Below are 20,688 nucleotides of genomic sequence, written 5' to 3' on the forward strand. Positions count from 1 at the left end.
TAGATTTTAAATAGTTAACCTAAGTACTTATTCTGTTTCTATTTTCTAAATTCTACCAGATATGAATCTGCCCATAATCCTTGACAATAGTTATTTTAAAATTATTATATGCTCTTTTTATTAACAAGGTGAGTGCAAGATAGAAGGAGCTTTCTGTTAATTTCTAACAATAATGGAAGGAGAATAATGTATATTAAGCTTTCTGAGTATGAGGCTCAGCCTGAATCAGAGCTACTTAAACAATACGCTCAAACGACGTCTTCCGAATTAACCTTAAGCGGAAATTTTAGAAACCCCACCGTAACGGCAAGCTTATCTAGCCTTCCTCGCGCTATTTCGCAGGTTGTTTTTGATTATGAGGGCTCCTATGAAGCCATCCTCAGTGCCCAATTATTAAGCCTAGATTATGATATTCAACTTGAATTACCTACGGGTTTTTACTCGGCTGACATTAATGAAAATCTCGTTTATGGAGTAGCTAATCTTCCAGAGACAGTGAAAAGTGTGGTCATTAAATTTAACCATAATAATTCTACTTTCCCTTTACAGCGGTTTAACTTAGAAAATCTTATTAAAGCGATTCAAGCACTCCAACCCCATATTGAGCATCTTGATTTATCCAATTTTTACCTGGATTTTCGGTTAGAAAATGAGGATGAATTTTATAAGCAACTTTATAAAACATATTTGGAACAAAAAGAGCAATTATTTGCAAGTATCCCAGAAACAGTTCGCTCATTATCCCTGTCATGGCCTTCTGCTTTGCATTTCTTGCACAAGAAATTAGACGCCCTCACCTTAACACATACGAATTTGTTTAATCTACCAGCCGAAGATTTGCTTGAATTATTTGATGGCCTTGCACCCAATTTAAAGCACTTCAATTTAAGTGATAACCAACTTAATCGTTTACCACAAGCACTCATTCCCGCTTTATTTGTAAAGTTACCATCAACGCTAGAAACACTGGATTTAAGCCGCAATGGCTTATGGCAAACTAGCCCTAATTTTATTATCACGTTGTTTAGACATCTTCCGCCAAACCTTGAAATTTTAAATTTAGGTTTTAATGGACCTTATGCGGCTCACTTTAACTTAAACGCGTTACTTGCTTGTTTAAAAGAAATTCCAGCGTCTGTAAAAGAACTCGATTTAGGCGGCAATGGTTTGCTAGCGCTAAATCCTGATAACCTTAAGCTTGTTTTTTCTGCACTTCCCAAAACAGTGACCCGACTAACCTTTTCTGATAAAACGCTGACTGGGATGAGTGCAGTACAATTAAAAGAACAATTGAGCCTTTTACCACCTCAAGTTGATTCCTTAAGTTTTAAAGGCAGTCGTCTCTTTGGCTTACCGCCCGCTGTTTTTGCTTCTTGCTTGTCAAACCTGCCAACAACTATCACTACCCTTGATTTAAGTGAGACTGAATTAGGTGGCAGGTCAGTTGATGAATTAAAAGCCTTGTTTGCAAATATCCCAGCTCATGTTCAAAAAATTAAATTAAATCATAATCAACTTATTAAACTAGAGCTAGCGCAATTAAGGAGCGCTTTAAGCGCGCTACCGCAAACGCTTCAAGCGATAGATATTGCAGATAATGGCTTTGATAGCCTTTATACCGAACAATTTGAGCAGCTCTCAGCGAGCCTCCCGGAGAGCGTTAAACGTGTTTCGCTTGATACTAAAAAGTTTGGTTTTCGCTCAGATGGCACCTTAGTGCCTTATTCGCGAAATCGGCTCCCAACCCTCTTTAAGCCGGCCACGGAGGTTATTCATCAGAAAGAATTTGCACGGCTTCGGGTGGTATTAATGCAGTGGTTGGAATTAGCGCTTGCCAACAATCTTAATAATGATGTGCTCTTTATTCTCTTTGGCTATCTTTTTAATAACCCATCGGTTAGCGAATTTGGCCGTCTTATTAATCAGCTTTCCGTTAAGCTTATTTCATCCACTCCACCTGATGAGATTACCGAGTTTGATGAAGAAGCAGTGATGGAGGCTGCCTTACAACGCATTGAATTGCTAGCAGAGGATACCTTTCATCTAGATTTAGGGCACTGTGGTTTAAATCGGTTAGAAAATGAAGTAAAGATACGTGCCTTATTTAAAGCAATTCCTGCTAAGGTCACCTCTATTAGTCTACGGCATAATGGGTTTCAGTTTAGCCAGGAAACGATGGCACGCTTACCAGAACTCCTTAGTCGCTTACCTAAGAATATTCATCTTGTTGATTTAAGCGGCCATGGCTTTGAATCCTTAAGTGCGCAAGCGCTAACAACACTTTTTTCGCATCTGCCTTCTTGGGTCGAAAAAATATCGCTCACCGATGAAAAACCGCTTAGCCTTAAAGAGCAAGTTGCTCGTCGCATTTGGCCGGCACGCTATCAAAAATTAATTGCACGCTGTGATGATGACTTAATCAAGGCCTATTGTATTCTTAAAGATTACACTAAAGATAACTCAGGCTTTAAGCGATTTCTGCATGGTCACTTTAATCGTCATTATTGCCCAGACATTACCACGCTTGTGAAGAAAATTGAATCCGGCATGATTACTACCTTGTCTCAATTAACCTTTGAGCTTGAACAATTACCGTTGCAGAATGTGGCCGGCTCTCTAAGCAGGCGCTTAGCTTTCTTAAGTTATCGCACCGATGAGAACTTTGCTTTTGAAGAAGATAATGAAAAATGCCGTCTTGGTGTATGTGCAATATGAGGATATTTCAGCATGTCTAACTACTATACGCTTCTAGGTGTTCGTCCAACTGCATCGGCTAAATCCATTACCTGTGCTTATCAGCGTTTACTAGCCTCTTATCTAGAGAGGGGGGCTGTGGATACCGAAATTAAACGAATTCACCAAATCTATGACACATTAATGGATCCAACTAAGCGACGATTTTATGATTTGTCTTTATTAGGTGCAGGCGCTGCGCACTATGTTCGTTTTGAGCGGGAGGGGTTGACTTTTCATTTGGTCAACAATCCTAAAGATTATAATTATTATGATTACATTTCTGCCTTATTTGGTTTGTCAAATGAAGACCGTTTAATCCCAGGCACAAGACCGGCAGGGAGTTTTTATGCCAAGCTTGATTATGTTCTTTTTCGGATGTATGAACGGGAAAAAATGCTGCAGCGCCTGCCAAAATTAAATAAAGCGCAACAAGCCGAGCTTGCGCTCATTAACCGCAATACTAAGTATATCGGGGCTATTATGGCGGTGTTATTTAGTAGTGCCCTGTATAAAAAGGATTTTTATGACCTAACACTGGGCATTATTTCTAATCCAGATATGATAGAACTTGAGCGCTTGATAGGCGGTCGTGATATCTTAGTCAAGCACTTGGAAAAAGATGGCAGACTCCAAATATCTTGGGGTGCTTTAGCCCTTAAACAGGCTAATCTATTAACGCCTGAGAATTTTTTAAAATTAAGTCAAGCTAAGGGTAACCGGGCATCACTATCCATCGTCTTAAATGACCTGCTTCAAGCAGGAATCCTTGATCAAGATAACTTTGAGCGCTTGTTACAACATGATAAATATGCGCTTGATCTGGAAAATGGACTTGGACGTCTTACACGAATAAAACTTGTCAATCAATACTTTTATGAAGGTCTTCTTGCCACGGGTAAAGCCGCTGGTGACGTCGGGACTGCTTTAGAGTTTCTTCATGATTATGGTCTCCTTAATGAGCTCAATTGGAAGGTGATTGCTCATCAAATCCCAGGAACCGATATCTGGGTGCCCTTGCAACGGATGGAGAAAGAAGGTCTTTTTACACCAGCTACAAAAGATGCGCTTGCCTGGACTGGGCCGCGTGAATTACACGACTTAACGCAAGCGCTTGACCAAATGGTCGCACATGGTTTGTTTGTATTGCATTTTGATTATGAAAAAGGCAAGCGAGCGATGGAGTTAGGCTTGTCTTTAAAAACCGATTTAAAAGCCTTCTTTGAATTAAACCATAATGAACGAGAGGCGAATAAAGCCGCTTTTAAACAGTCATTTCTGACAAAACTACATGCACAAGATAATCTCATGTCCACACATCGCACACCATGGAAAATGATTGTAGCTAATGTGGCTGTTGCTTTTACAGGTTTGGGCTTGTTTGCTATTGGTGCGCATTATCTATTAACAGGACATGCTTTTTTTGCTAAAACCAAACGACAACAGTGCATCGATTCAATTGAAGCGAATTTTTGGTTAAGCAAAGAAACGCCTACATGTGCTTAGAAGTTATAAGGCTTACTTCAGTAAGCCTTATAAAAAAATGGTGCTTAGCATTTAAATTTTAATTAATCTAATTAATATCTCTTTTTGAAGGGCTTATATCCATGTCTGCATTTAGACAACTTTTAACTTGGGTTTGTCTTTTCCTTCTTTCTTATACAAGTCTGGCGGAGCCACCAAAGACCTTTAAGCAAGCCAAAAAGCAAGCACGAATTGTTTTTGCACTTCAACGTGAAACCTTATACTGTCGCTGTAAATTTGATGCGCACTTAAGGGTTGATTTGGGGAGCTGCAATATGCAGGCAGCATCCGGAATTCGACGTGCTCATGTAGTGGAATGGGAGCATATGATGCCTGCCGAAAACTTTGGTAACCATTTTGCTTGTTGGCGAGAGCCGCTTTGCATTAAGAAAAATGGGAAAGGGTATAAAGGCAGAAAATGCTGCGAAAAAATTGACAAGCAATTTAGACAAGCTGAAGGTGAGCTTTACAATTTATGGCCTGCTGTAGGCCTTGTCAATAGTGCTCGCTCTAATTTTCGCTATAGTATGTTAGAGAATCATACTTCTTTTTACGGCTGCCCTATTACTATCGATAAAAAATTAAGGCGGGTAGAACCAGCTGATTTTGCTAAAGGTATTGTGGCACGTGCAAACCTCTTTATGGCCTATAAATACGGTATTGAATTAAGTGAAGCACAACGGAATCTTTTTATCGCTTGGGATAAGCAATTTCCGCCTAATGCAAACGAAAAGTGGTGGGCAGAAGCGGTTGCTAAAATAGAAAGCTATACAAATCCTTACATTACAAACCATGAATTAAAAACAAGTGGCCCTTTATCAAAATAAACTTTGTTATCCATATATCCACACGGAGCGTAACAACCTCAAGCCTAAGTGGAGCTATAGTGGGTATGTGGGTAACAAATAGAATTGATTTTAATTTGCCTATTCAATTTCAATTTGAAAAGCGTGCAGTAAATTTAACACCTCAGGTACTGAGAATTTTGCTTTACGAATATCATTGTCAATGGGGCTAATGGAGTAATTTATTGCTTCGATAAAAGTTGTAGCTTGCAATTTAGTATGCATAAAAAGACTGTTCTCAAAATCGGTTAGGGTAAAATTCCCATTAGAAAAATTGCCTTCTCTAAAATCAACATCATGAGCCACACACTCTTCAATAATCATTTCTTTTAAATCAAGTCCATAAAAACTTGAATAACTAACATTTGAGCGATAAAACTGGATTGGGCTTGTTAATTTAATCAGTGGCCACTTCGCCTTTGTCCAATTAATTCCCATCAATTTACAGTCTGCAAAGAGAGTTTCACTAAAGGAGGTATTATTTAGCTGGATTGCACTTAAATTGCATGATATAAACTCACAATCGACAAACTTGCAGCTTATTAATTTGGCTTCACTAAAATTAGATTTTTCAAACTTACAATTCTCAAATACTTTATTTTCAAGTTCTGTTTTTTCTAATTTCAAATCTGAAAATTTATGGCTGTAAAATTCATGTTGTTTAAATATAGTTGTCTCATAAGTATTTGCCATCGGCCACCTTTGTTCTAAATTATTGGAATAGTTCTTAAAATTAAGGTACATCAGTTGAATTCATGATGAATTATAAATAATCAGTTAGCGCTTGCCCCATTAATCTTAATTCAATGAGCTGCCCAAACCATTTCACCTTGTCTAAATCAATTTTTAGCAACAACAGGTCTTCGGTTACTGTTTGGTGCTTAATAAAAAAATGACCTTGCTCCTTGAAAATTTTATTAAGAATAAGGCCGTACTTTTTAAAGTAAATTAACCCGCACTGAGATTCTTCAGGCTTTCTCTTTGGCGCAATAATAGCTAAGCTTTGATTAGGCCAAAGGCTATGACAAACTCGGTTATGAATAAAGAAGCCAAAACTCTCCTTGGGATATGAACCAACTATAAATTCATTGTGTATTTCTGATGGCTTAGAAAAATTCAATGTATCTTCATTCCAGTTTAAAATGAGAAATCTTTTAACAGAACTTGCAGGTTCATTAGTTAGCTCTGCCTTTAGTAGGGTTGGAATTGAAACATCAAAAAATTGAGCTAATTTTTGCAGAAGCGCCTTTCTTGGTTTTTTAGTTTTACCTGATAAAAGATGGTGTAAGGTCGGTTGAGGAATATCAGACTCTTTGGAAAGCGTTAGAGTATTTAGACCCTGGCTCATCATTAACGCATGTAAGTTTTTAGCTAGTGTATTATTCATTATCGAATCATTTTAAAGTGAGAACTCAAATTGCATTGATGTTCTTAAGTACTAAAAGTTTGCAGTCTCATGAAGTTAAACCCGATTAACTTTTTCTACAACAAACGTCTTGTTAACTAATTGCCCTAATTTGCTTTGCTCCAAACCTACAACTTTAAAACCAAGGGTTTGCCAAAATTTAAGCGCTTGTCCATTTTGCTCTTGTACAACGCAGCGCATTTTATTGGGTGAAATCGCTTGTTCAAGCACATGGAAAAATTGAGCACCTAAACCTTGGCGTTGATAATTTGGATGGATTAAAAGGTAACCAATTGTCCAAGTGGAATTTTCAGGATAATTAGCAATTAAAGGGGTAATGACCCCATTCATGGCAAAATTTACGGTTTGGTAGCAAAAACAGCTTCAATATTGTGGCCATCTGGATCGATCACAAAGGCCGCATAATACCCTTCTTCATATTCAGGGCGAAAACCTGGTTTACCATTACATTTAGCACCATTTGCAAGTGCTGCGTAATAAAAAGCATCAACACTTTTTATACTTGATGCATTAAAGGCCAAATGAATAGAGTTGGATAATGATGATTCTTTGTCAAACTGCCGTATTTCAAACATGTCATGACTGCTAGTTCCATAGCCTACTACTACATTTTTAATATCTAGAACAACTGGATAATCTAAAATGTCCATAATCGCATCATATAACCTACGACTGGTCTTTAAATCTCTAACTTTAATTTGAACGTGATTAAAAATTTTCATTTATTAATCCTGTGCTTAAAATCATGAAAGAATGTCCAATTTCATTTTTTCAACATGTAATATATTGTTTTGCAAAAACTCGGCATTTTCGATTCCGCTATAAAAAAAGCTGGAACCTAAGTATTCCATTCCAATATATTCGCATATTTGCTCAAATATATCTTCAAAACCTCTCGGATAGGAAGATTGAAAACTTGCTATGACAAACAACTTCTTGCTTCGTAATTTACGACCTAAATCTTTCCTGATTTTTAGCAAGTCGCTAAATCTGTCAAAAAATATTTTGTGTTGCGTGCTCATTGAGTACCAATATACCGGCGTTGCAATTATCCAAGTATCGTAGGCAATCAGCTTTTCTATTAAAGGTATAAAATCATCATTTCTATTACGATACTCGTAATCAAAAAGGCCGATATTGAATTCATTTAAATCAATTAATTCAATGCCAGAGTGACCTAATATTTCATCTACAACTTTTCTGGTGTTACCAAAACTACGAGAAGATCCAAAAATAATCACTTTATTCATAGGAGTAACGCCCATACTCGTGTGGTTTATCGTTATCCATAACAAAATTTATAAGTTTGACCCCTCTAATATTCATATTTTGTTTTTTAATGACTTTAAATCCTTTTGATCCAAAAAATGGTTTTGCTGTAATGTTAACTTCAGCAAACACCTGTTTTAATTTCAAGGTATTTGCTTTATTAAAAATCTCTTTCATTAATGAGGAACCTATATAACAACCTTGATATTCGTGATGGACATAAAAACAATCAATGTGACCATTAGATTCAAACTCCACAAATCCAACTACCTTAGTACCTATTTGCGCAACAATAGGAATTATTTTTTCCCATTTTTCTTTCCAGCCTGTTGCGTCTAAGGAAGAGGACGGTGCCCAAATATTAATCTGCTCTTCAGAATAATCTTTAGAATTAATATTATGAATGGTGTGATAGTAAATATTTACCAAATCCTGTGCGTCGTTACAATCATACTGTCGGATAATAATTTTCTCACTCATAAGGATCTTCATTTATTGTCAGAGTAAAGTGTACTCTAAACTGACGTCAGATATAAATAGCTTTATATGTCAATTTAGGGTTGATAATTAATTTAATTGACACATCGATATTAACTTCTTAAACTTCAACCTGACACTTTTGTATTTTAATGGATAAAATAATGTCAGGAAAGAAAATAGGTTATATTCGAGTCAGCAGTTTTGATCAAAATCCAGAAAGGCAACTTGAAGGTATAAGCGTACATAAAAAATTTATTGATAAAGCGTCTGGAAAAAATACTGCTCGACCCCAACTTGAAGCTTTGCTTGATTATGCGCGTGATGGTGACGTTATTGTTGTACATAGTATGGATAGACTCGCACGTAATTTAGATGACTTACGAAGGCTCGTGACTCATTTGACTTCCCAACAAATCAAAATCGAGTTCTTGAAAGAGGGGTTAACCTTTACAGGCGAAGACTCACCCATGTCAACATTACTGTTATCTGTTATGGGCGCCTTTGCTGAATTTGAGCGCTCGCTTATTAAAGAGCGCCAAATGGAAGGCATTGCCCTTGCTAAAAAACGGGGTGCCTATAAGGGACGTAAAGCGGCACTTGCGAAAGAACAAATTGACGAAATTAAAATTCGCGTTGCCAATGGTGAGAAGAAAAGCCATATTGCATGCGATTTAGGTATTAGTCGGGAAACGTTATACCAATATTTAAGAAAACAAGACTAATTTATTAATGAAACAACAGGCAAATCTTTCTGAAGATGAAATTATTCGCGATTGGTCTTTAAGCGCAGCTGATTCGATTTTCATTAAAAAATTCAAGAAACAGTATCAATTATGGGGTTTTCTGCAAATTTGTGCCTTGAGATTATTTGGTCAATTAATGGATAACCCTAACACGCTTGATACGCGTATTATTGGACACGCTTGTAAATTGTTAAATTTAGATATCGTGGGCACGGTCGATTTACCCAGGCGCGATGCCACGAGAACTGACTACAAGAAATCAATTTTTTCCCATTTAAATTTCAAACCTTTCAATGATAGCAAAGCCATCTTTTACGACTGGTTAAAACAAAAAATGCAGACTGGGATGCTGATTCCAGAAAATCTAGTCTCAGAGGCCGAAGCTTTTTTAATTGCTAATAAGGTTGTTTTGCCAACGCTGTATTATTTAAGGCGAGAAATCAATTCTTTTTGCTCACAGCATCAAGAGAAAATATTTACTCAAATTTATCAGCAGCTATCTGAAGCATTAATCCATGCGATTGACGAGACACTTGAGATTATTCCTAATGAAGATATTACGTGGTTCCAAAAATTTAAGGAATATCCAGGATCCAGTAGTATTTCAGTGCTGCAAGACTATTTCCAACGCTATCAAAAGCTTGAAAAAATAGATTTATCAATAGTCGATATGAGCATCATAGAGCAAGAGCTTGTTAAACACCTTTATCAACTAGCCAAGCATTATGATGCTTACAAGATAAGACGCTTTAAACCACCAAAGCGTTATGCATTGATGGTATTATTTTTGGCAGAGTCAAAAAAAGTCTTGATGGATTACCTTATTCAATTACACGATCAATACATTTCCAATGTATGTCGTGAATGCCGAAACACACATCATAAAAATTTGAAGCTTTATAAGCATAAAAATGAACGAGCTATTGATAAGATCGAGCGTTTTATTGACTTTATTTTAGTTCAAGAAGATGATTACAACTTATTAGTTAGCGATCTTTATTCGCGTTCAACCCAAAAGTCCGACCTACAGCGGGCTAGAAACGATATGCACGAATACCAGGTGTTGAGCCGTTTTGGTTATGCGAAGCTCCTTCAAAACCGTTATAGTAGTATGCGTCGTTATTTTGCTGATTTTATTCAATTGCCCTTTCTTTTTGAAAAAGGTAGCCCTTCATTACAGCAATCAATTGAGCTGGTCCGCAAGCTCGATAAGCAAGAAATGACTAAGATACCCAGTGACATGGATACCAGATTTATGGATGGGCAGTTAACCATTGCCATGCGAGATAAAAATGGAGAAATCAAACGCAGTCTTTGGGAAATGGGACTTGCAGTTGCTATTAAAGATGGTTTTCGATCAGGTGATTTATACGTCGAGCATAGTAACAAATATGCCTCTTTCTGGAATTTAATCTATCAAGATTATGAGTGGCAGCAAGAAAAAGTAAATAGTTATCAAGCGCTAGAGATTATACAAGATGTAAAGATTGCGGTGGGCAAAATTGTTGAAAACTTTCATCGCTCAGCTATGGCTGCTGCCAACCGCTTTAAGAGCGATGATTTTGCTAACATTAAAAACGGCAATCTATTTCTAAAAAGAAAAGACAAAATCGATATTCCCGATGATGTAGAGCGATTACAAGCACTGATCAATTCATACATGCCGAAGATAAAAATAGAGCAACTATTAATTGAAGTTGATCACCTAACGGGCTTTACTAAACATTTTACGCCAATTCATGGACAAAAAGGGAGACCAGAGAATTTTTATAAAACCTTGATTGCTAGCATTCTGGCACAAGCAACTAATATTGGCCTTGCAACTATGGAGAATTGCATATCCGATATCACCGCAAAAATGATGCGCCATGTGACCGATACCTGCATTCGGGAAGAAACGATTAAAGCGGCTAATGCAGAATTGGTAAATCAACATACTCAGTTAGATTTAAGCCAGAACTACGGCGATGGCAAAATGTCATCATCAGATGGACAACGATTTATTATTACTGCAAGTAGTCTACTTTCTTCATACTATCCAAGATACGCGGGCTACTACGATAAAATGATTGGTATCTACACGCATACGTCAAATCAACTATCAGTACTTAATACGCAAGCTATTTCATGCGCCCCACGCGAATCGCTTTATGTCATTGATGGTTTGTTAGGCAACAACACAATTCTTGCCATTAAAGAACATACTACAGATACAGAAGGCTTCACTGAGCACGTGTTTGCACTATGTTATTTACTTGGTATTCGATTTATGCCAAGAATTAAAGATTTAAAATCTCAGCAACTTTATCGTATTGATAAAGAAATTGCTTATGGTGAATTAGATGCACTGCTAACTAAAACCGCTTCTATTGAGCCAGTGATAGAGCAGTTTGACCAAATGGTACGAGTGGCAGCCTCTTTGAAAAAGAAGTTAAGCCCCGCTCATGAAATTATTAGGCGGTTTTCGAAAGGCTCACCCTATGACAAGCTATCAAAAGCATTTACACAATTAGGTCGCATACTTAAAACAGAATATATTTTACAATACATCTCCGATAGTGACCTAAGAGACAAAGTACAGCGCCAATTAAACAAAGGGGAACATCGCCATCAATTAGCACGCTGCATCTTCTTTGCAAACCAAGGAAAATTTCAAGTTGGTGACTACGAAGAAATCATGAATAAAGCAAGTTGCTTAAGTCTAGTATCGAACGCTGTATTGTATTGGAATACAGTGAAGATGACAAACATTATTGCTCAGCTTAAGACCAACGGCGAAGTTATAAATGATAATACATTAACTCATATATCACTTTTACTGCACAAACATTTGATTACAATGGGAACCTATTTTACAAATACTACTATTGTTCAACCGGAAATAGAGGACGTGGGGGAATTTACGGTTTCAGAGCAAATTTAAGCGACAAACCGTAAATTTTGACACGAATGGGGGCGTTACCCCTATATGCTAGCTATCTCACCGACACTTATAACAGATGCGAAGCGTCTTGATTTGCTGCCTCATTACTTTGGCCGTTGGTATGGCATTGCTGAGTCAGCCCTTTATAACGTGCTTACCGAGTTTTGTTGTCAATATCAAGGCGCTTACTGGCACTTTTATAAACTTAGCAATCAAGGTCTTTATATGGCGCCCGAGATGCCAGGGCCATTAAGACTTTATATCCCAGGAAATGGCTACGAGTGTGAGGTCAGCGCAGATGCTGCGGGTGTTATTGCAACCCTCTACATGCTTAATTATCTCTGTAGCCGTAGTCAATCAGAGTCGTTTCTAAATTTATATGATTTATTACTTGATTATGCATATGGGCATTCAGAAAGAAAAAAAATATTATCTGCTATCGACTAACGTTAGGCTTAACTATTCGTGAGCCTGATTTGTATTAGGTAGATAATAAGATCTGATTAAGATCAACTTATCTATCTAATTCTGACCAAATTAGGTTCTTACAATAATATTATAGTAATAGGATGTCATTAAATGCATATGTATTTGACAACATATGTATTTAATGACATAATATAGTTTATGAAATGGCAAATTTTATTTCAAGATGATTTCAATAATGAATTTGATGAACTAAACGAAATAGTTCAGAACGAGTGCTTAGCCCATTTAAAGGTATTAGAAAAATTTGGACCGGAGCTAGGTCGCCCTCATGTGGACACTTTAAAGGGCTCTAAGCATGCTAATATGAAAGAACTTCGATTTAAGGCAGATCAGGGTGTATGGAGGCTAGCCTTTGCTTTTGATCCAATGCGTAAAGCTATCTTGCTTATTGCTGGAGATAAGTCCGGGGGAAGTGAAAAAAGATTTTATAAAGAGTTAATTAAAAAGGCAGACCAACGGTTTGATAAGCATTTATCAAATTTAAAAAAGTGAGGTGAATTATGGCTAAATCACTTGATGATAAATTAAAATCTCTTCCTAAGAAGAGAAGAAATGATATTGAAAAGCGAGCTAATCAGTTAATCGCTGAAGAAATGACGTTGCGCGATTTACGTTTAGCGCTGGCCAAAACTCAGGAAGATTTAGGAGCTATCTTACATATGAAGCAAGATGGCGTTTCTCGATTAGAAAAACGCTCAGATATGTTAATTTCGACATTGAACAAATATATTTCAGCGATGGGGGGCTCATTAAAACTAATCGCTGAGTTTCCTGATAGAGCGCCTGTAGAAATACACGGTATTACAGAACTTAGGGCCCATTAAAGGTGTTATATGAGGAGAATATAGAAGAGATTAAATTTATGAATAATAAAAATAATGGTATCAAACATTTTCTGATACCTATTAAGTTTGCCTTTTTTATAAAGAAATGAAGCAGCTATTTAAAGAACTACCAGATTTATTACTATTAGGTTTTATCTTTGCATTAATCTGGGGATTATTAATTACTTTTAGTATTTGATCGCTTACAAGAATGTGTTGGGCTTCTTGGATTCAACTCGTTAATGTCCTATTTCAATCTGTTAACATGCTTTTCTTAACTCTACAATATAATCTAAATGCTGGCTTCTTAATTGATCGCCAATTAATAATTCTAATAAAGGTTCGATTGAATAACCTAAAGCATCAGCAATTTTCTTAGCAAAGCTAATCCCAACATCTTTTCTATTGTGCTCAACATCGCTTAGAAATTGCTTTGAAACCCCAATTTTTTTAGCTAATTTTACTTGAGTAATATCGTCACTTAAACGCAACGAGCGAATAAGTCCACCAAAGGTCATGGCGTCCCAAATATCTCTTGTTGCCACAAGTGCATTAACAGCTTGAGGATTTCTAGTAGTCATGTGGTGTTACCTCCATTACCTCGATAAATTCGATTGTGCTATCTTTCTTAAGAATATAAATTGCACGCCATTGTTTATTTAACCGGATTGAACGTTGGCCTGCACGTTCTCCCTTCAAAGGCTCATCATGCCAGCCAGGACTCTTTCTAGTTTCCATAATCCCTGCTTTGTTATTAAAACTTCTGTAATCACAACAAACTCATTTTATTTTAATATGAAACACCTAAATAAGTGTACTTTCAAGTTTGGTTCCGCCTAATAATAAAATTAATCAGATTATCAAAGGATGAGGTGCGTGAGCTAAAAGAGATTGAGTAAGCTATTAAACCAGCGATACCCTCTTACAAAAACCATCGCGAGATTAATAATGAGCCACATACCGATGATTTGCTTGTATTTTAGCTATTGCGTAACTCTTGCCCTCACAACACTTAGTGTTAGTTCTAAATTATTTTGATATTTTAAAGTATATTACAGCTTGATAAATGAGGGTAAGGTAGAAAATGCAAAAGATTAAAGATGTATGTGAGAAATATCAGATTCGCATCTATTTTTTCTCGGTTATATTAGCTGTTTTAGTTTCTATGCTTGCTCCTAATACAATTTCCCTTAGGCACAGCATTAATCCGGTACTTACATTCATGTTATTTGTAACATTTCTACAAGTGCCTTTAATCAACTTAAGGCAGGCGCTTTTGAACATTAGGTTTATTAGCACATTAATTATCACAAATTTTGTAGTACTTCCAATATTGGTACTCATATTAATGCAACTTTCACCATCTAATTCTTTAGTGCGTCTTGGTATATTACTTGTATTGCTAACACCTTGTATTGATTATGTAGTAACATTTTCGTATCTAGGGCGAGGTGATGCTCAAGCGCTATTAGCAACAACGCCTCTGCTCTTAATTATACAAATGCTGTTACTACCAGTCTATATTAATTTTTTCCTTGGAAGTAACATTGCTACTTTAGTACAATCAGGCCCATTCATTGATGCTTTCATTTGGCTTATTGCGCTTCCACTTATTTTTGCAGGCCTTGTACAATATTGGGCAAGTCGACATCAACACGGTCAATGGGTATTAGCGATTCTCAGCCACTTGCCAATACCTGCAACAGCTCTTGTGTTATTTATAGTTATTACATCGATGTTGCCCCAAGTTATTTCGATAGTTAATCTAGTAGCAGGTGTAATACCTATTTATATTATCTTTGCTATATCTACCCCTATGATTGGATGGGGTATCAGTAGACTTTTTAAACTGGACGCCTTTGCTGGCCGTGCAATTGCTTTTAGTGCAGGGACCCGGAACTCATTAGTAGTTTTACCTTTTGGGCTAGCTGTGCCAGAGGCAATTCCTATTTTGCCAGCAGTTATTATTACTCAAACATTAATTGAGTTAATTAGTGAGCTAATCTATGTGCAGCTAATTGCAAAATTAGGCACTGACTCCTCTACTTACGATTTTTTAACTGCCTCAATTTCAAATCGTACAAGTTTTGCAGTTTGAGCTGGATCAAAAGTAGTCCTATAATCAAGTGTTGTGATGATATATTTGGCGATAGCATCAATTTTTTCTACCTGCAGATTTTTTGTCTTACCTGCCTTAAATATTATGTTTGCGCTATTAGGCAGGGTTTTAAAACCATTGGTGGGTACAAGTTAGGGTACGTGCGTAAATAGGACTTTTTACATTTAAAATCGTATAGAGCCCTTAGCAAATAAGGGTTGCAGAGATTTTCTATAAACTGATTTAAAATCAGATATCACAACATCTGGTTTTGTTGCTATCTTCAGTGACTGAAGCGTGATACTCCTGCCGGATTGGCTTGGCTATTCTTTCCGGAATTTCATAGAAATCAAAAATGCATTCCAGTATATCATCTGGATATTCTGATTTATCAATCTTGACCACTACTTCACATAAATTATTTATTACAGTTTTTTCATGAATCAGAGGTAATAATTTTTCATTAAATAATGTAAATGAACTCTGGCTGTTATTAACAGGCAACGTTATATAGAGCGGTGGCTCGAACAGATTAAAGAAAGTCAGAGGAGCTGTTTTTGTTATTTCTGGATGCGTGAGGAAGAGATGCCTGCCAGTAAGGTGGGTTTCCCATCTGTCATGATAATTCATCCCCGAGTATGAATAGAAATCAGGGATGGATTTTTTCTGGTCTGAAGGAGGCAGTCTCAATTGCTCTGCTACAAATTTACTGAGAGGTAGAGGTAGCTTATAGGCTCGAAAAATACAACCCATAATGTCAAGCCATATCGATTTATTTTCAGGCAATACGAAGCATAGTTCCACATAACTCAAATACCAATGCTTATAATCTAATTAATCAGCCAAATACAACTATAGACTTTCTATAAGCTTTCAGTACCGCGCTTCCTTTCTTCTATGCATAATTAAATACAATCCAGGTAAAAGCGCTTAGCTTACAAGACACTTTAAAATTTAACAAACAAATTTCAATCATTTATCTGAAAATCATCATTATTAAATAAAGGCGTTTCATTAATCTCTAAATCTTTTGTTTTTACTGCTACATTTGCAGATGGACAGTAATAGGCCTTAGCGGTTATAGAATGTATATAAATAGTGGTTAAATTTTTTGAGCCCCTTACATATCTTCTAGCATACCCCTTTGAGTTATGGGTTAAAAGAACAATAACATTAGCGCCTAACCTTGCTCCTTCATTTCTAAGAAAATTATTATCATCCTTTCTTAATTCACGTAGTGAAGATTTTATATCTACCAATTCGTGCACATTCGGATTTTCAATGGTCCCTAAAAATCTACAATTTTTTGTAGGATAGGAAAAATACAAATTAACTTTTTCCGCACCTGAATTCATTTTCCTTATTCCTGCGCAACTAGCGATGATAGAAAGAATTACAAAACCAAGCAATGAGTAAATTATTTTCATATTTATAATCCATTAGTGTAGAAATTTTTCCGTTGAAATATTTAAAATTAATCACAATTAAATATATTTTTTTTAAATTCAAAAAAATAATATTATTGAATAATTTTATAAATAAGACTTTAATACCATAATTGAGCATTAATTTCATTTTAAAGCATATTAGATAATTGCAAAAATACTTACCTAAAGCGTTAAATGGGACTATCAATAAAACAGCTTGCCCCTGTTTCTTTTTACCACAGATTGAGTTTTGGTCAGATTTAAACAAGCAAGTATTCACTTTAACATCTTGATTAACCTGCGATTTTATAAGTGGATTAGCTCCCTATTACAGGTACACACTCTATAAAAATAAATTTTAATAATAAAGAGCCAATGTTTTTATATGCCTCCTTTCGCTAAAATGAAATTTCTAAACTAGCTATACTTATTTTATAAAAAGATAAATGGAACGTAAGATGCTAGATAATGCCTATCCTAGTAAAAAAATAAAACAAGAAATTGAGCAATCCCTGTTAAATTCAATTGTAGAATTTTCATATGATGCCATCCCCTTGCAAGGTTATTACCAGTTGGAATCATAGCGCTGAACGACTATTTGGTTACTCTGCTAAAGAAATCATTGGAAAACCGTCTATCTTATTAATGCCACCAGAACGGGTTTATGAAGAAGCTATCTTTTTAAAACGAATTGCTTTTTGAGCACCTCAATTTTTCAGCCATTATTAAATAACAGAGATAAACTTTCTATAAGCTTTCAGTACTACTCTCCTTTCTTCTATGCATAATTAAATACAGTCCAGGTAAAACAAGTAAGGTCAAGAAAGTGGATGACAAAATACCTCCAATAACCACCGTTGCAAGTGGTCGTTGTACTTCGGAGCCTGCCCCGACATTAATGGCCATAGGCACAAAACCAAGACTTGCTACGAGAGCCGTCATTAAAATAGGTCTTAAACGCGTGAGTGCGCCTTGAACAATAGCATTGTGTAGGGCTTTTCCTTCCTCAATCAAACTGCGAATAAATGACACCATAACAACCCCATTTAATACCGCTACACCAGACAAGGCAATAAAACCTACGCCAGCTGAAATGGAAAAGGGAATGCCCCTCAACCAGAGTGCTATGATTCCTCCGGTTAATGCCAAAGGAACGCCAGAGAATATGAGTAATGCGGCACGCGCTGAACCAAAGGCCATAAATAAAAGACCTAAAATAAGTAATAAAGTAATCGGCACCACTACCATTAACCGCTCTTCTGCTGAAATAAGCTGCTCAAATGTGCCGCCATAATTTATCCAGGTGCCAGAAGGCAACTTAACGTTATCCCCAACCATGCGTTTAACTTCCTCAACAAAACCACCTAAATCACGTCCTCGAACGTTCGCGGTTACAACCACTCGGCGCTTACCATTCTCACGGCTAATTTGATTAGGACCATAGGAGAAGGTTAATTTCGCCACCTCTTTTAGCGGAACATAGTTAGGATTTGATTTGCTCGTATCAGCTTGTAGCGGTAAAGGAATGGGTAGTTCTTCTAAAATGTTAATGTCTGTTCGCAGGGACTCAGGCAATCTCACTACAATATCAAAACGTTTATCGCCTTCGAATAACTGTCCTGCTTCTTTGCCACCCAAAGCAATTTGAATCACATTTTGGACATCGGCAATATTAAGCCCATACCGCTGGAGAGCTGCGTTGTCGGGAATGATGGATAATACCGGCAAACCACTGGCCTGCTCGATTTTAATGTCTGCAGCGCCTGGTATTTTTTGTAATACCCCCTTGATTTGCTTGGCTAAAACTAGCAATTGCTCGATATCATCACCAAAAATTTTTATCGCCAAATCACTTCTTACGCCAGAAATGAGCTCATTAAATCGCATTTGAATGGGTTGCGTAAATTCATAATTATTTCCTGGAATTTCTTTGACCGCAGTTTCCATTTCCTGAACAAGGATGGTTTTTGACTTGTTAGGATTAGGCCACTCAGAGCGAGGCTTTAACATAACAAAGGTATCTGCCACATTAGGAGGCATTGGATCGGTCGCTACTTCAGCCGTACCAATTTTACTAAACACCTCGCGAACCTCTGGGAATTGTTTAATGCGCTTTTCTAATGTGGCCTGCATTGCAATCGCTTGGGATAGACTCGTACCCGGCACACGCATGGCATGGAGTGCAATGTCTCCCTCATCAAGGCTTGGTATAAATTCTGCACCGATGCGTAAGAATAACAGTAAGCTAAGCACTGTTATTATCATAGCGCCGCTAACCATTTTCCATGGATTATTCATGCTCCAGTTTAATAAAGGCTCATACCCTTTTTTAATAAAGCGGATAATGAAATTTTCTTTTTCCTCTATTCGACCACTAATAAATAGAGCAACCGCCGCGGGTACAAAGGTTAACGAAAGTACTAAGGCTGATAAAAGTGCCATAACAACGGTCATCGCCATCGGATGAAACATCTTGCCTTCAACACCTGATAAAGTAAAAATGGGCAAATAGACAACCGTTATAATCACTACACCAAAGATACTCGGGCGAATCACTTCAGCAGCGGCCACTGACGTTAAGTTAAATCGCTCCTCTTTAGTTAATACGCGCCCTAGCTCATGTTGCGCCAAACCAAATCGGCGTATACAATTTTCGATAATGATGACCGCGCCGTCTACAATTAAACCAAAGTCTAAGGCGCCCAAGCTCATTAAGTTGCCAGATACTCCTTGCGCTACCATACCGGTTATGGTCATGAGCATTGAAATAGGAATAACAGCTGCGGTAATTAAAGCGGCGCGAATGTTTCCCAGTAAGAGAAAGAGAATAACAATAACCAGCAAAGCCCCTTCCAATAAATTTTTCTCAACGGTCGCAATCGTTCTATCCACAAGCTTAGTTCGGTCATAAACAGGCTTTGCAATAACACCTTTGGGTAGACTGCGATTAATTTCTTCTAATTTGGTAGCAACTCGCACAGAGACTTCACGGCTGTTTTCACCAATCAGCATCATGGCAGTACCAAGCACCACTTCTTTACCATTTTGAGTGGCAGCCCCTGTCCTTAAGGGTGAACCTAACCTAACATCCGCTACCTCGCCAATACGAATAATTACTTCATCCTTTTTCGCAACAATTATCTTTTTGATGTCTTCAATTGTTTTCACCTGCCCTGGTATTCTAATTAAATACTGTTCACCATTTTTTTCGATATAACCTGCGCCTATATTGGCATTGTTCTTTTCTAATGCTTGAAGAAGATCGCCAATCGTTAATTGATAAGCCAGTAATTTTTGTGGGTAGGGCATGACATGAAATTGCTTTTCATAGCCGCCGATGGAATTGACTTCAATGACGCCTTTAGTGTTGCGCAACTGCGGTAAGATAATCCATTTTTGCACCGTCAATAAATCCATCGGTGTATAAGCACTACCATCTTCTTTAACAGCCCCCGGAGTTGCTTCCACCGCGTACATGAAAATTTCGCCTAGTCCTGTAGCAATAGGCCCCATTTCAGGCTCTAAGCCCGAAGGCAATTGACTTTTGATTTGTTGTAGTCTTTCCGCGATTAATTGGCGGGCAAAATAAATATTAGTGCCTTCTTCAAACACCACCGTCACTTGTGAGAGTCCATAACGAGACAGTGAGCGGGTATAATCCAGTTTAGGAATGCCTGCAAGGGCTGTTTCAATAGGATAGGTGATGCGCTGCTCCACTTCTAAGGGCGAATACCCTTCAGCCTCGGTATTAATTTGTACTTGCACATTGGTAATATCAGGGACGGCATCAATGGGTAATTTTTTAAAATTGTAGATACTAAATCCCATGAGACCGACAACAACTAACAATACAAACCAGCGATGCTGAATGGAAAAATTAATAATATGTTCTAACATAATCGTCCTG

21 protein-coding genes are annotated in these 20,688 nt (G+C 37.1%); 10 read left to right on the plus strand and 11 right to left on the minus strand.

Features of this window, described 5'->3' with window-relative positions; genetic code table 11:
- The first annotated feature begins 186 nt into the window (after window positions 1–186).
- The 3 genes from DYH30_RS17205 (at window position 187) to DYH30_RS17215 (ending at window position 5,084) form a co-directional block, all read left to right on the plus strand.
- Window positions 187–2,715, plus strand: a complete 2,529-nt coding sequence (locus DYH30_RS17205) for a DUF5617 domain-containing protein (protein ID WP_115332974.1) — start codon at window positions 187–189, stop codon at window positions 2,713–2,715.
- Between the two features lie 12 nt (window positions 2,716–2,727).
- The gene (locus DYH30_RS17210; RefSeq protein ID WP_115332975.1) at window positions 2,728–4,239 is read left to right on the plus strand and encodes a J domain-containing protein; all 1,512 of its coding nucleotides are present in this window, start codon (window positions 2,728–2,730) and stop codon (window positions 4,237–4,239) included.
- Window positions 4,240–4,340: 101 nt separating this feature from the next.
- Window positions 4,341–5,084, plus strand: a complete 744-nt coding sequence (locus tag DYH30_RS17215) for an endonuclease (protein ID WP_115332976.1) — start codon at window positions 4,341–4,343, stop codon at window positions 5,082–5,084.
- A gap of 99 nt (window positions 5,085–5,183) precedes the next feature.
- Here the strand turns inward: DYH30_RS17215 and DYH30_RS17220 are convergent, their stop codons facing one another.
- The 6 genes from DYH30_RS17220 to DYH30_RS17245 all read right to left on the minus strand — a co-directional run bounded on the left by DYH30_RS17220 (window position 5,184) and on the right by DYH30_RS17245 (window position 8,277).
- Window positions 5,184–5,795 (minus strand): pentapeptide repeat-containing protein, encoded by a 612-nt coding sequence (locus tag DYH30_RS17220; RefSeq protein ID WP_115332977.1) that lies wholly within the window; start codon window positions 5,793–5,795, stop codon window positions 5,184–5,186.
- Between the two features lie 70 nt (window positions 5,796–5,865).
- Window positions 5,866–6,489 carry a helix-turn-helix domain-containing protein gene (locus DYH30_RS17225; protein WP_115332978.1) on the minus strand — a complete coding sequence of 208 codons (624 nt, stop codon included), beginning with the start codon at window positions 6,487–6,489 and terminating at the stop codon, window positions 5,866–5,868.
- 75 nt (window positions 6,490–6,564) lie between these two features.
- Window positions 6,565–6,858 carry a GNAT family N-acetyltransferase gene (locus DYH30_RS17230; RefSeq protein ID WP_115332979.1) on the minus strand — a complete coding sequence of 98 codons (294 nt, stop codon included), beginning with the start codon at window positions 6,856–6,858 and terminating at the stop codon, window positions 6,565–6,567.
- 8 nt (window positions 6,859–6,866) lie between these two features.
- Complete coding sequence (locus DYH30_RS17235; RefSeq protein ID WP_115332980.1) at window positions 6,867–7,250, minus strand: VOC family protein; 384 nt, start codon at window positions 7,248–7,250, stop codon at window positions 6,867–6,869.
- 21 nt (window positions 7,251–7,271) lie between these two features.
- Complete coding sequence (locus DYH30_RS17240; RefSeq protein WP_115332981.1) at window positions 7,272–7,778, minus strand: flavodoxin family protein; 507 nt, start codon at window positions 7,776–7,778, stop codon at window positions 7,272–7,274.
- Window positions 7,771–8,277, minus strand: a complete 507-nt coding sequence (locus tag DYH30_RS17245; protein ID WP_115332982.1) for a GNAT family N-acetyltransferase — start codon at window positions 8,275–8,277, stop codon at window positions 7,771–7,773. The genes DYH30_RS17240 and DYH30_RS17245 overlap by 8 nt, the downstream gene beginning before the upstream one ends.
- Before the next feature lie 161 nt (window positions 8,278–8,438).
- On the opposite strand from DYH30_RS17245, the gene DYH30_RS17250 reads away from it, so the two are divergent.
- The 5 genes from DYH30_RS17250 (at window position 8,439) to DYH30_RS17270 (ending at window position 13,256) form a co-directional block, all read left to right on the plus strand.
- Entirely contained in the window at window positions 8,439–8,999 is a 561-nt protein-coding gene (locus DYH30_RS17250; protein WP_115332983.1) for a recombinase family protein, read from the plus strand.
- A 7-nt stretch (window positions 9,000–9,006) separates the two neighbouring features.
- On the plus strand, window positions 9,007–11,943 hold the full coding sequence (locus DYH30_RS17255) for a Tn3 family transposase (protein WP_115332984.1): 2,937 nt from the start codon (window positions 9,007–9,009) through the stop codon (window positions 11,941–11,943).
- A 45-nt stretch (window positions 11,944–11,988) separates the two neighbouring features.
- Complete coding sequence (locus tag DYH30_RS17260; RefSeq protein WP_115332985.1) at window positions 11,989–12,390, plus strand: antirestriction protein; 402 nt, start codon at window positions 11,989–11,991, stop codon at window positions 12,388–12,390.
- Between the two features lie 180 nt (window positions 12,391–12,570).
- A complete protein-coding gene (locus DYH30_RS17265; RefSeq protein WP_115332986.1) occupies window positions 12,571–12,924 on the plus strand; it encodes a type II toxin-antitoxin system RelE/ParE family toxin in 354 nt (117 codons plus the stop codon).
- Window positions 12,925–12,932: 8 nt separating this feature from the next.
- Window positions 12,933–13,256, plus strand: a complete 324-nt coding sequence (locus DYH30_RS17270; protein WP_115332987.1) for a helix-turn-helix domain-containing protein — start codon at window positions 12,933–12,935, stop codon at window positions 13,254–13,256.
- A 260-nt stretch (window positions 13,257–13,516) separates the two neighbouring features.
- Here the strand turns inward: DYH30_RS17270 and DYH30_RS17275 are convergent, their stop codons facing one another.
- Window positions 13,517–13,837 (minus strand): helix-turn-helix domain-containing protein, encoded by a 321-nt coding sequence (locus DYH30_RS17275; RefSeq protein WP_115332988.1) that lies wholly within the window; start codon window positions 13,835–13,837, stop codon window positions 13,517–13,519.
- Window positions 13,827–13,994 carry a hypothetical protein gene (locus DYH30_RS17280; protein WP_242604765.1) on the minus strand — a complete coding sequence of 56 codons (168 nt, stop codon included), beginning with the start codon at window positions 13,992–13,994 and terminating at the stop codon, window positions 13,827–13,829. Before DYH30_RS17280 ends, DYH30_RS17275 begins: the two co-directional genes overlap by 11 nt.
- Window positions 13,995–14,421: 427 nt before the next feature.
- Between DYH30_RS17280 and DYH30_RS17285 the strand changes: the two genes are divergently transcribed.
- Entirely contained in the window at window positions 14,422–15,354 is a 933-nt protein-coding gene (locus tag DYH30_RS17285; protein ID WP_278043149.1) for an arsenic resistance protein, read from the plus strand.
- A gap of 249 nt (window positions 15,355–15,603) precedes the next feature.
- Here DYH30_RS17285 and DYH30_RS17290 read toward each other — a convergent pair whose 3' ends face one another.
- Both DYH30_RS17290 and DYH30_RS17295 read right to left on the minus strand, forming a co-directional pair.
- Window positions 15,604–16,167 (minus strand): hypothetical protein, encoded by a 564-nt coding sequence (locus DYH30_RS17290; RefSeq protein ID WP_147285963.1) that lies wholly within the window; start codon window positions 16,165–16,167, stop codon window positions 15,604–15,606.
- 155 nt (window positions 16,168–16,322) lie between these two features.
- A complete protein-coding gene (locus DYH30_RS17295) occupies window positions 16,323–16,781 on the minus strand; it encodes a DUF4156 domain-containing protein (protein ID WP_115332991.1) in 459 nt (152 codons plus the stop codon).
- A gap of 540 nt (window positions 16,782–17,321) precedes the next feature.
- On the opposite strand from DYH30_RS17295, the gene DYH30_RS18220 reads away from it, so the two are divergent.
- Window positions 17,322–17,483 (plus strand): PAS domain-containing protein, encoded by a 162-nt coding sequence (locus DYH30_RS18220; RefSeq protein WP_207385801.1) that lies wholly within the window; start codon window positions 17,322–17,324, stop codon window positions 17,481–17,483.
- Between the two features lie 45 nt (window positions 17,484–17,528).
- Here DYH30_RS18220 and DYH30_RS17305 read toward each other — a convergent pair whose 3' ends face one another.
- Window positions 17,529–20,678, minus strand: a complete 3,150-nt coding sequence (locus tag DYH30_RS17305; protein ID WP_115332992.1) for an efflux RND transporter permease subunit — start codon at window positions 20,676–20,678, stop codon at window positions 17,529–17,531.
- Between the last annotated feature and the right edge of the window lie 10 nt (window positions 20,679–20,688).

The organism is Legionella busanensis (assembly GCF_900461525.1).
GTDB lineage: Bacteria > Pseudomonadota > Gammaproteobacteria > Legionellales > Legionellaceae > Legionella_C > Legionella_C busanensis.